Origin of the sequence: Staphylospora marina (assembly GCF_003856495.1) — a bacterium.
In the GTDB taxonomy this organism is placed as follows: Bacteria; Bacillota; Bacilli; order Thermoactinomycetales; family Thermoactinomycetaceae; genus Staphylospora; species Staphylospora marina.
On sequence record NZ_CP034118.1, the window covers coordinates 1,409,703 to 1,421,906 of the forward strand.

At 57.0% G+C, this 12,204-nt stretch carries 8 protein-coding genes and 2 pseudogenes; all 10 read right to left on the reverse strand.

Features of this window, described 5'->3' with window-relative positions:
* Positions 1 to 59: 59 nt before the first annotated feature.
* Positions 60 to 308: an RNA chaperone Hfq gene (hfq, locus tag EG886_RS07080; RefSeq protein ID WP_124727478.1), complete on the reverse strand. Its 249-nt coding sequence runs from the start codon at positions 306 to 308 to the stop codon at positions 60 to 62.
* Positions 309 to 352: 44 nt separating this feature from the next.
* Positions 353 to 1,282 carry a tRNA (adenosine(37)-N6)-dimethylallyltransferase MiaA gene (gene miaA, locus EG886_RS07085; RefSeq protein ID WP_124727479.1) on the reverse strand — a complete coding sequence of 310 codons (930 nt, stop codon included), beginning with the start codon at positions 1,280 to 1,282 and terminating at the stop codon, positions 353 to 355.
* The gene (locus EG886_RS07090; RefSeq protein WP_241154429.1) at positions 1,279 to 2,055 is read right to left on the reverse strand and encodes a class I SAM-dependent methyltransferase; all 777 of its coding nucleotides are present in this window, start codon (positions 2,053 to 2,055) and stop codon (positions 1,279 to 1,281) included. Before EG886_RS07090 ends, miaA begins: the two co-directional genes overlap by 4 nt.
* Before the next feature lie 12 nt (positions 2,056 to 2,067).
* Entirely contained in the window at positions 2,068 to 4,020 is a 1,953-nt protein-coding gene (mutL, locus tag EG886_RS07095; RefSeq protein ID WP_124727480.1) for a DNA mismatch repair endonuclease MutL, read from the reverse strand.
* A gap of 31 nt (positions 4,021 to 4,051) precedes the next feature.
* Positions 4,052 to 6,592, reverse strand: a pseudogene (gene mutS / locus EG886_RS07100) (DNA mismatch repair protein MutS); the annotation flags it as partial.
* Between the two features lie 231 nt (positions 6,593 to 6,823).
* Positions 6,824 to 8,293 (reverse strand): reverse transcriptase/maturase family protein, encoded by a 1,470-nt coding sequence (locus EG886_RS07105; RefSeq protein WP_164491716.1) that lies wholly within the window; start codon positions 8,291 to 8,293, stop codon positions 6,824 to 6,826.
* 576 nt (positions 8,294 to 8,869) lie between these two features.
* A pseudogene (locus tag EG886_RS14105) lies at positions 8,870 to 8,971 on the reverse strand (MutS N-terminal domain-containing protein); the annotation flags it as partial.
* A gap of 69 nt (positions 8,972 to 9,040) precedes the next feature.
* Entirely contained in the window at positions 9,041 to 10,432 is a 1,392-nt protein-coding gene (locus EG886_RS07115) for a putative amidoligase domain-containing protein (RefSeq protein ID WP_164491717.1), read from the reverse strand.
* A 602-nt stretch (positions 10,433 to 11,034) separates the two neighbouring features.
* On the reverse strand, positions 11,035 to 11,619 hold the full coding sequence (cotE, locus tag EG886_RS07120; protein ID WP_124727485.1) for an outer spore coat protein CotE: 585 nt from the start codon (positions 11,617 to 11,619) through the stop codon (positions 11,035 to 11,037).
* Between the two features lie 155 nt (positions 11,620 to 11,774).
* Positions 11,775 to 12,203 (reverse strand): YlbF/YmcA family competence regulator, encoded by a 429-nt coding sequence (locus tag EG886_RS07125; RefSeq protein ID WP_124727486.1) that lies wholly within the window; start codon positions 12,201 to 12,203, stop codon positions 11,775 to 11,777.
* Position 12,204: the final 1 nt, after the last annotated feature.

The window sequence follows — 12,204 nt, forward strand, 5'->3', positions numbered from 1 at the left end:
CCTCCGTCTTCTCCGGGTCCGGACAAAGGGAAAGACCGGGCATGCTGGCCCCCCGGTCTTCACACTTCCTGTTGTTTTTCCTCGCTTGACGGCATGAGCGAAACGGGACGGGACGGGGTGAATGTGGAAATGGCATGCTTGTACACCATTTGTTGCTTGCCGTCGCTGTCAATCACGATGGTGAAATTGTCAAAACCCCGGATCACACCACGGAGCTGGAATCCGTTGACCAGATAAATGGTGACGGGGATCGATTCTTTCCGGATTTGGTTCAGAAATGTATCCTGAATATTGATGGTTTGTTTCAAAATCCGAACCTCCTATGTATTTTTACATTCATTGTGTGGATACCTTATTCTCCGTCTGCTTGGAACTTTCCTGCAACCAGCTCCACAATTTCCGGAAAACTCCTGTTGTCTTCCGCATCAAACCAATGAATCTCGGAAAGACGTCGGAACCAGGAAAGCTGTCGTTTGGCGTATTTCCGGGTCCCCTTCTTGATGAGCCGCACCGCTTCTTCCCGGGAAATCTCGCCTTCCAGAAAGCTTATGATTTCTTTATACCCGATTCCTTGCATGGAAGTCAAATGCCGCCCGTAGCCCCGGTTGACCAATCGTCGCACTTCGTCGATCAACCCCGCATCCAGCATTTCATCGACCCGTCGGTTGATCCGTTCGTACAACCGGTCGCGTCGCATGGTCAGCCCGATCCACAAGGCATCGTACGGAGATTCGCCTTTCCCCGCTGACTTGGACAGCGGCTTGCCCGTGATTTCATACACTTCCAGCGCACGGATCACCCGTTTCACGTCATTGGGATGCAACCGTGCGGCCGTTTCCGGATCGACCTCCGCCAAGACCCGGTGAAGGGCTTCGTTGCCCCGCTCTTCCGCCAATCGCCGATACTTCTCCCGGGTTTCGGGGCATTCTCTGACCTGCGGCATGAGATAATCGTGAACCACCGCCTCGATGTAGAGCCCGGTGCCTCCGACGAGAATCGGCAACTTTCCTCTGGCTTGAATGTCCGCGATGGTCCTTCGGGCCCGTGTTTTGAATTCAGACACGGAGAACGGAACGTCCGGTTCGATGATGTCAATGAGATGGTGCGGAACACCTTCCTGCTCTTCGGGCGTCACCTTGGCCGTGCCGATGTCCATGCCGCGATAAATCTGCATGGAGTCCCCCGAAACGACTTCCCCGTCAAACCGCTTTGCCAACCGGATGCCCAACCCCGTCTTGCCCGATGCGGTCGGCCCGACAATGATCAGAAGAGGCGGTTTCATCGCCGTTCCTCCTTCCGGATCACACCCCAGGCAAACCGCGAAGAAACGCGCGTGATTTCGAAGCCGAGCCGCTCAAATTCCCCGCTCTTCACCCGTTCTTTGAGCAGAACGAGCCGCCGGGCCACCCGCACGGCTTCCCGGACGGAGTGCTCGTCGAGAGGATCCGGATTGGCGATCGGCTTCAGGAGTTGCATGGCCGCGGACTCCTTCACGGTTTCGCGGAACATGGGGTCAAACATCACAACGTCAAAAGAATTGTCCGGCAAGTTCGGAAGGAAGTCCCGATAGTCACCCCTGAGCGCTTCAACCCGCCGCATGGCCCGGTTCAGCTCCGTCCGTTCGGTCTGATACGTCCGAAGCCCGTGCCTTACGATGGCGGCGATCACCGGCTCACTTTCCAAGCCGACAACCCGTCCTTCCTCTCCCGCCGCGAAAGCGGCCACGATGGAATCGGCGGCCAAGCCGAGCGTGCAGTCGAGAATGTGGTCCCCGGGCCGAATCCCGGCCGCTTCCACCAAAGAGTCGCTTTGTCCCTGCATCAAATGCTTGATGCGCAAGGCAGCCATGTTGGGATGAAAGAAAAACCGGTTGCCGTGCACATCCTGATACCGCCATTCATCCCGGGTGACGATGACGGCTCGCTCCCCCTTCAATTCTCCGAACAGATCGGCGACGGAGCGGCGTTTTCTGGGGATGTACTCCCCTCCCAATTCTTTCGCCAGTTCCCTGGCTTCCCGGACCAATCTTTCATCCGGTCCGATCGATGTCGTCACATACAGCAACGCCTACATCACCCTTTTGAACATTTTCTCCAGATCCCGGGTGGAGAAGTGAACGAAAACGGGGCGGCCATGCGGACAGGTGTAAGGATTGTCGCATCCGTCAAGTTGCTCCAGAAGCGCCTCCATCTCCTCCCTGCGCAAATGCCGGTTGGCTTTGATCGCCGCCTTGCAGGCCATCATCTTGGCACTCGCGTCCCTGACCTTCGACGTTTCCACCTTCCCCGATGATTTCAGCCAATCGATGATTTCATGCAAAAGCGCAACCGCGTCCTCTTTCGGGAACCAGGATGGATAGGCGCGCACCAGCCAGGTGCTTCCGCCGAACGGCTCCAGATCGAGTCCCCATCCGTGAAGTTGTACCCTGTGCATCTCCAAAATTTCCGACTCCGCCGGCGTACACTCCACGGTGAGCGGGATCAACAGAGGCTGTTGATCCGACACGTTCTCTTCCATTTTCCGCAAAAAATACTCGTAGTAAATCCGTTCGTGCGCGGCATGCTGGTCGATCAGGTAAAAACCGTCTTCCGACTGGGCCACCACATAGGTTCCGTGCACCTGCGCCAGCGGTTGCATCATCGGCATCCGCCTTCGTTCCGTTTCCCGGTCCTCTTCCGCTTCAAAGATCTCCATTTCCCGGGCTTCTTCCGGCTCCCCGTGCAGCTGCCCGCCTGCTGACGGCCGGTTTTCGGCAGCGGGAGTCGGCCGCTGAGGTTCCCACGGATCCCGGACCGCCTCTCGCACGCGAAGCGGTTCTTCCTTCGAACTTGATTCGGCATGGTATGCCACCGCGGAAGACCGGTCTCCGATTCGGGGAAGGGCCGGTTCGTCGACCGGCGACCGCATTGGGACCGTTTCCGAAGAGCGCGGGGAACCATCACCGGGAGCTTTCCAATCCAGTGCCTCCTGGACGACCTCCGTTCGCCGGATTCGGGCCCCTCCCGGGTCCGTCCAGGCCGACGGGATCAGGTGTTGACGTTGAAGGGCTTCACGGACGGCCCGTTCTATCAGGCGACAACATTCCGATTCCTTGCTGAGGCGTACTTCCAGCTTGGCCGGATGCACATTGACATCCACCAGTTTCGGATCCATCCGGATCATCAATACGCCAATCGGCCATCTGCCCGAAGGCAGCAGAGTGCCGTACGCGCGGAGAACGGCCTGCACGAGCGGAACGGAACGCACATTCCGTCCGTTGAGAATCACCGAGAGGTGAGAACGACCGGACCGGGTCACCTCCGGCCTCGTCAAAAACCCCTCCACTTCAAAATCCATGTCTTCCGCCCGGAAAGGCACCATTTTTCCGGACACTTGCCTGCCGTAAAGAGCATGCAACACATGAAGCACCTTGCCGTCTCCGGATGTCCGGAGGAGCTCCCGGGCATCGTGGTGAAGGGAGAACGCGATCCCGGGGTGGGCAAGAGCCAGCCGGCTGACCGCATCGGCCACGTGACTGACTTCCGTGCCCACCGTTTTCAGGTACTTGAGCCTGGCCGGGGTATTGAAAAACAGATCGCGCACTTCCACATCTGTGCCCCGGGAACGGTTTGTCTCCTCCACACGCAGGATTTTTCCGCCTTCCATCGAGACCCGGGTCGCGGATTCCCCGGAATCACAGGAGGTGGTCAACGTCACTTTCGCCACGGAAGCGATGCTGGGCAACGCTTCCCCGCGAAATCCCAAGGTCCGGATGGAGAACAGATCCCTTTTTTGACGGATCTTGCTGGTGGCGTGCCGCGAAAAAGCCAGGACGGCATCTTCCGCATCCATGCCGGATCCGTTGTCCGACACCCGAATCAGCGAGATCCCTCCTTCTTCGATGCGAACCTGAATCCGGGAAGCACCTGCATCGATCGCGTTCTCCACGAGTTCCTTCACCACCGAGGCCGGTCTCTCCACCACTTCACCCGCGGCGATCTGGTTGGCCAGATGATCGTCCAGCAGCCGGATCTTTCCCATGTTCCCTCCTCCTTCCCCGGTTTCGGCGACTTCAATTCAGCTTTTTCTTGAGTTCGTGAATCAGCAGCATGCAATCCATGGGTGTTTTGTTCATCAGGTCAAAATCACGAAGAGCACGGAGCGCTTCCCGTTCCTCCTGAGAAAGCACCGGCACGGCGGATGCGGGTTGAACGGTCGCGGCCGTTTCGGAGACGAAGTCGTCGAACAGGCTGAGTTGTCCGTTTTCCGGTGTCGTCCGGGGGCCATCTTCCCGGCTCTCCCGGTCCGCCCCCTCCAGATCTGCAAGCAGGTTTCTCGCCCTGTCGATCACTTCTTGGGGAAGGCCCGCCAGCTCGGCGACGTGAATGCCGTAACTCCGGTCGGCGCCTCCGGGAACGATGCGGTACAAAAACACCACTTTCCCGTCTCTTTCCACACACCGGGCGTGAACGTTGACCAGATCTTTCAGCTGACCTTCCAACCGTGTCAACTCATGATAATGAGTGGAAAACAGAGTCTTTGCCCCCACCCGGTCGTGAATGTGTTCCACGATCGCTTGCGCGAGTGCCATTCCGTCATAAGTGGATGTGCCACGTCCCACTTCATCGAGCAAAATCAGACTGCGGGGAGTGGCTTCTTTCAATGCCCGGCAGGTTTCCGTCATCTCCACCATGAAGGTGCTGCGTCCCCCGATCAAATCGTCGGCCGCTCCGATCCGGGTGAAGATGCGGTCGATGATTCCCACTTCCGCTTCGGCAGCCGGAACATAGGAACCGATCTGGGCCATCACGGCGATCAGGGCGACTTGTCGCATGAAGGTGCTCTTGCCGGCCATGTTGGGACCGGTCACCAACAAAATCCGACGGCTGTTTGCATCGAGCTCAACGTCATTGGCCACGAAATGGCCGTCCGGCGAGACCGCCTCCACCACCGGATGACGTCCGTCTTTGATGTACAAACGATCTCCCCGGGTGACGACGGGACGCACATAGCCGTAATGACGGGCGACCTGGGCGAAAGCCCTCAAAACGTCCAGTTCGGCCACTTTTCCCGCCAACTCTTGCAACCGGAGCACCTCTTTCGCCACCTTGGCCCGAACGTTCGTGAAGAGTTCGTACTCCATCTCCACCGATTTTTCCGCGGCATGAAGAATCCGTTCTTCCCGCTCCTTCAACTCCGGCGTGACATACCTCTCCGCGTTGGCCAGCGTCTGTTTTCGGATGTAGCGTCCTTCCGGAACCAGATGCAGATTGGACTTGGTCACTTCGATGTAATATCCGAACACCCGGTTGTAGCCGATTTTCAAGGATTTGATCCCGGTCTCTTCGCGTTCCTTTTTTTCCAGGGAGGTGATCCAGCTTTTTCCGTCTTTCTGAATGTTCCGGAGCTCATCCAGCCGGTCGCTGTACCCTTCGCGAATCATGCCGCCTTCCTTGACCGAAACGGGCGGATCGTCCACGATGGCCCGCTCCACCAGTTCGCGGATGTCCGCGCATTCATCGAGCGATTCCCCCGATTTCCTGAGGCGGGGACAACCGGCTTCGATCAGCAACCGTCGAAGATCCGGAATGACGGACAAGGACCGTTTCAGGCTGACAAGGTCCCGGGCATTGGCGGATCCGAACGAAATCCTCGCCGCCAGGCGCTCCAGGTCGTACACCTGCTTGAGTAAATCGGTAACCTCGTCGAACAGAATCCAGTCGTCGAGGAACGCTTGCACCACATCTTGTCTGGCCTGGATCTCCCCCAATTCCAGCAGGGGTTTGTCCAGCCATTTTTTGATCAGCCGGCTGCCCATGGCCGTCGCCGTTTTGTCCAGGAGCCACAGAAGCGATCCTTTCCGTTTCCCCTCCCCCAGCGTCACCGTGAGTTCCAGGTTTCTTCGGGCCGATTCGTCCAGCACCATGTATTGTCTGGCATCGTACCGGCGAAGACGTGTCAGATGTCCCAAAGACCGCTTTTGCGTCGCCGTCAGATACCCCAGCAAGACCGTGGCCACCCGTCGGAGCAACGGCGTGTCACAGATTTCATCGAACCGCTCGAACTGCCGGGGGAGAGCCTCCAAGATCCCTGATTCCTCCGCGGGATCCGGAGTGAAGGGAGTGATGACCGCTTTCAATCGGAGCGTGATGGCTTGCCGCAATGCCGACTGTGAAGCCAGGGTCTCATCCAGCACCACCTCGCGAGGTTGGTATGAAGACACTTCATCCAACCATCGATCGAAAGATCCGCTCCACTGCGTCACATGGCATTCGCCGGTGGAAAGGTCGGCCGCGGCGAGCGCCATGTCCTGTCCGTTGCCGCTCAGCACCACCAGGAAATTGTTTTCCTGATCCACCAGCATGTTTTCTTCCATCACCGTGCCGGGCGTGATCACCCGAACCACTTCGCGGCGGACCACTCCCTTGGCTTCCGCCGGATTTTCCACCTGCTCGCAGATGGCCACCTTGTAACCTTTTTCGATCAGACGTTCCACATATGTATGTGCGGAATGAAAGGGAACTCCGCACATGGGGACCCGTTCTTTTCCTCCATCCCGACTGGTCAGCGTGATTTCCAGTTCTTTCGCCGCTTTGAGCGCATCATCAAAGGTGAGTAGGAACCCGGCGCCTTTCCGCCTTTCGACGGCAGGTTTCCGGGAGCCCCTCTCCGAACCGCACGTACGCCTCTCGGCGTATACGGCTCTCCACTTGCCTTCCGGTCCGGCACGGCGGACACGAAGATCCTGAAATCATCATCATTGACGGAACCGCGATCGGTCCCGCTCGCGCTGATCACCTGCTGCAACTCAACATCCCGGAAAACGTTCACCCGGTTCCGAACGTCAGGTTCCGGGCATTCGTTTGTGCGAAAATCCGCCGGGCAGCAAGTCCGCTTCTTCCGGCAGAACCCGTGTGTCCCGTTTGAATCCCCGATCATAAAGCACGGCACGTTTCATTCCGCTTTTCGTCCGGTACTCCACCGTGAACCGCCCGTCCCTCAGGTACCTCCCGAGAATCCTGGACACCGAGGTTTTGTACTTGCCTGCGAATGTCTTGTACATGCTGTACTTCATGATGTAAAAGAACTTTCTCAGGACATTCACGTTATCGGCCAGCCTGTAGTAATTGTACAAACCCTCGATTTCCGCATTGTAAACGTTCAGAATCTCGACGTCCTCCAAACGGGCGAGACGGGGAAGATGCATGGCGCGCCATCGACCCTTTTCATCGATCTTCAGAACCTTCAATTGCAAAAGCCTGTTCATCCATGTTTCCTTCGGCACGCAGAGCCTGCATCTCATGTTGTCAAGCCGCGCCCCGGTTCCGCTCGTTCCTCCGGGGACAACGTCGGGTCTCGGGATGACAATGTCATGGGCGAGAAATCGGACCGGTTCGGACGAGTGGGTGATGAGGAGATTCTCTTCCGGCAGGGAAACATTCAGACGTTCCCGTGCAAAAGCGGCGATCTCCTCCCGGATCCGCCTCGCATCCGCTTTGCTCCCGATGATTCCGATCAGGAAGCGGTCGGCGTATCGCACATGGCGGAGACGTTTGTTGCCCCCGTCCGTCGGACCCGCTCCGGTCGGATTCGGCTGAAATCCGGATCCTTCGAAACGTTCCCGGATGTCCGCCACATGCTTGTCCAACCGGTCGAGAAAGATGTTCGTCAGGACGGGACCGATGATCCCTCCTTGCGGTGTTCCGCTGTACGTGCCGTGATATCTCCAGTCTTTCAAATACCCGGCACGCAGGAACTTCCGGATCAGGTTGACGAACCTCTCGTCCTCGATTCTCTTTTTGAGGATTTCCACCAGTTTTTGGTGATCGATGTTTTCAAAGACCCCACCGAGATTTCCCTGAATGAACCATCGAACTCCCGTGAAACGTTCCCGGATGTGCATGAGAGCGGTGTGGCAGCTCCTTCCGGGTCTGAATCCGTGCGATTCATCCGAGAAGCTTCCCTCAAAAATGGCTTCGAGAATCATCCGGCAGACTTCCTGAACCAGCAAATCATCAATGGCGGGTGATCGCGGCGGGTGTTTCGTTCCGACTTTCGTCGCGCAGACCTTCACGGGTTGATACGTTTGGTCTTTCAACTTTTCGATGATGGTTCGGATCTTTCCGGCACAGGTTCCGTCCATGCCCCGTTCCCCCGCCGTCCGGTCGACCACGCCCTTTCGGGCAGACAGACGGTTCAGGGCCAGCCAAAAAAACTCCTCGTTGTAGAAGTTTCTGTACAGTCTCCGGAACTTGTACCTGTCATCCTTCGCTTTCCGTGCCAGACTGTTCAATACCGCCTTGGGATTTCTCACAGAGCCTCTCGCTCCTTCCCAATTCCGGATCAAACGAGGCAAGCTGCCCCCCTTCGCCATGTGGCAGGCTTTCCCTGCCCCGGACTACTACGGGGGCTCCGTCACCATATCGGATATTCAGGCACCGGACGTGCCATAGCCGGTTCATCTCCGGCGTTCCGACTTAGGTGATCCCCGTTTAGGCATCCGATGACGGGCATGTTGCAGTGTCGGATGGGACGTTCGCCCTTTCATCCCTTACCGGGCGCGAGCGGCCGCGGGACGCTCTGAGATGCCGCCATGTTTTTATGCGGATCTCCGTCGGCCGGATGGTGTGTCAGCTGCCTTTCACCATCGTCTACGATGTGACCTCTCGGGCTGTCCTTCAAGCAGTGTAGCCTTCATCCTCATCTGCAACGGTTTCGTCTCGCCACTCAGTCGCACCGTGGCAGCCCGGTGACTTGTGACTTTACCGGCATGCTGCACTCCCCATCGGGTTTCCCCTCCGGATCAGCCGGTTGACGACAGGCCGTGTGTTCGCGTCCTGGGCCTGCTGCCTTGCCAGGGCAGATTCATCGGAAGCCCTTACGGGCGCACAAACATTTCGTAGAAATCACCGAGCCTGAAAAACAAAAAGGCATCCGGATACTGTGCCTTGATGGACAAATATTGCTGAATCATCGGCGTGTATTGTCCCACAGCTCACACCCTCCGACTTCGGTTTCATTGTTCTATTGTATCAGAGAAACCGATCGGCGGACACGCCCATCATCTTCCCCTGTTTTTCAAATGGTAAGGCGGAATCCGCCAGGATTTCCGGAAATCCCTGGTTTCATCCCACACCTTTCCCGACGCCAGATACCGGAAAAAGTCATCCAGATACCTGGCATACAACCGGTATTCTTCCGTTTGGCGAAGATCCTCCCAGATCGGCTCCAGCCAGGCGGCAAGCTCTTTCTTGTTCCCGCTGTAATACGCCTCCTGCATCTTCAGCTGCGCAAACGGGTCATGGCGGAGACTCCGGTAATTGACGGCAATCACCTTTGCCGCGGCCAGCACCCCCTTGGTGAGGGTGGGCGAAACCAGCCAACTGGGCGGAGTCCGGTACTCGAATCCTCCATGCTCCTGATACCGGAAGTCACCGAGAAACCCGTATTTGGGACGTCTCTTGATCCCCTTCGCGTCTTCGGCGAGCGTCAGGGGAAGGGTGAGGTAATTGTCCAGCGCCCGCAACAATTTGAAATCGGGAAGGATGCCGCTGAAATGAATGTGACCACCGATGGGAAATCCGGGATGGGGAAGGCTTCCCGCAAGCCATTTGCACTGCACGTGCCTCGTTTTTTTGGCACAGTACAGAAGCGCCTGATACATGCGCACCACCAGAGTCTTCGGGTCGGGGGTCGGTTCCGGCCTCAATTCGAACAACGGCTTCTGGTTACGGTTCTGTCCGATCCAGATGGCATCGCAGCCGACTTTTCCGCGGATCGGAACGTACCGGGACGCAATCACCAAATTTCCGTCGGGCGTCTTCATCACGAATTCCGGATCCGCTCCGAGCACGATCCGGTCCACGGACGGTTTCGGTTGGATGCACTGCTGATAATAACTCTGAATCGCTTGAACAAAACCTTTTTCCATGTCCTTGTTCAGGATGGGGGCCGGTTGCACGTTCACGATTCCCATTCTTCTGCCCGTTCCGATGCGCAGGCGCACAAGCCCGTAATCCAGCCCCAGGGCGTAGACGGCGCGGATCGCCAGTGCCTGCGCTTTCCTCATTTCCTTTGACGATTCCGTCACGTCCGCCCGCACGTATGTTTGTTTTTTCCGGGCGGAAGCGTTCCAAACCGGGTGACCGCGGGTGCGCCACACGGCAACCACTTTGGTCTGAAACACGGCGAGAACATATTCCTTCACCGGCGTGAGAGTCTCGCCGACCGAAATTCCGTGCAACTTGAGCACGGCATGTCTGACGGTTGAATCCCTCGACCGTTTCACGGCTTTCTCATCGTTGAGCGAGAGAACGGACGGTGACAATCCGAGACTCTCCGGAAGATCCAACAAAATTCCGGACGCCATTCTCCCGTCTTCCCCCACAAGATGCTTCCGGATCGAATCTTCATTTTCCAGTGACACGGTGTCGGCAACACGGACGGCGCCCATATCGTGCTTCCCCTTTCTTTGACCACTCTGCGGAAAGAGGCATGATGCACATGTTATGTCAAAAGCATCCGATTGGTTAGCCGCGACCGTCTTCGCTTGACTCAAGCTTCCGTGCCCCCGGTGCGAAAATCGGCACTGTTCATCAAAAGAAAATTCAGAGGGATGAATTCGCGAAGGATCCATCACACGCCTGTCCTTGATCCTGATGCTCTGCCTCGTGTTCGCTTCCGTGTTCCCGTTCGGCGCCGGCATTTCGCCTCGCGCCGAAGCAAAAACGGCTTCTTTGGAGGAAGCGGTGATCCGGGCCATACCGTCAGATTCAGGACCTCCAACCTTTGGAACAAACACTTTCCAACGGCACATGGATCAGCGACGCCTGCGTCTTCACGGGATCGGCCGGTCCGGTCGCTCCCGCCTGCCATGATCCCTGAGCCGAAAAAAACACCGCCCCAAAGAGAGGCGGAGGTGCTCGCCGGGACAATACGGGCGACAAAAGCCAAGTTTTGTGAACCGACAAAAAACAGGCATCCGCCGCGGGTGCCTGTTTCCCGTTCGTGCATAAAATGTCACGGAAAGCGGGCAACGCATGTTCCGCCGCCCGTTCAGTCTTCCAGATCGTCAATCTCCAGATTCGGGTCCAGCTCATCAAAAGATTCGGAACCGTATTCGTCGGAGTATTCGCTGATCAGTTCCTTATCATCATTTTCGGCATACTCAAGCGGATACACGGGAACGCAAATCTTGGTTTCCCCGACCATTTCCACGACGAACTCTTTTTCCACGCGGACCAAAACCCCGTCATCTTTCGAGGCGATGGACGCTTCGACGCAATTGGGCGCCTGGGTCACGGCCGCACTGACCAACACGGACGACTCCCGGGTATTCCGATCATAGTAATGAAGAGGTATTTGTTCGGTATAATGAACCGTCTCCTTGACCACGTCCGTCTTGGTGTTGCCTTTGGTGGCATACCAGATGTTCACGTCATAGCTGCCCCGAACTTCGACCGCTTCCCCGATTTTGCCGCATTCGTACCGGTGATTGATCACCCAGGCACCGAGAATGGTGTGAATGTCTTCCGCCGGTTTGATCGTGTGAGTCGTTTGGGAAAATTTGCGTCCTTTGCCGCATACGGCGCGGGTGATGATCTGGCGATATTCGACGGCTCTGTCTGCGTACGACAACATGCTTCCCTCCTCCATTCGTCGTTCACTGACATATGTATGCAGGGCATGTGTCTAGAGTGCAAAAAAACCTGCGAAAAAAACTTTTCGGTTTTTTTGGCATGAAGAAAACCGGGGGACTTCCCCCGGTTTTTTGTCGTCGTCGGTTCGGCCGTCGATCAGGAACGATTGCCGCATCCGCAAGATCCTCCGCTCCCGCATCCCCCGGGCGAATCCCCTCCGGTTTCCACGCGGACGGTCTTGGCGACGGTATCCGCAATGACCCTCTGAATCGTCTGCAGGAGATCATTCACTTCGACCTGCGCCTGTCTGTATTCCCGCACGATCGGAAGATCATCCAGTTTTTGATTCAGGCGGTCCAGCTCACCACGGAGCATGCGGGCATATTCCGTTTTTCCGTAATGATTCGCATGAACCAACTCTTTTTGTTTCCGTTTGATCTCACGGATGGTTTCCTGCACGGTCGGGCTTTCGTTCACTTGGCGTTCGGCGATCCGAAACCTCGAGATCTCCTGGCTGTTTTGCAAATTGCGCGCGAGGCGCCTCGCTTTCTCCAGCACGGGGTGATCCTGGACGATGGAATCCATG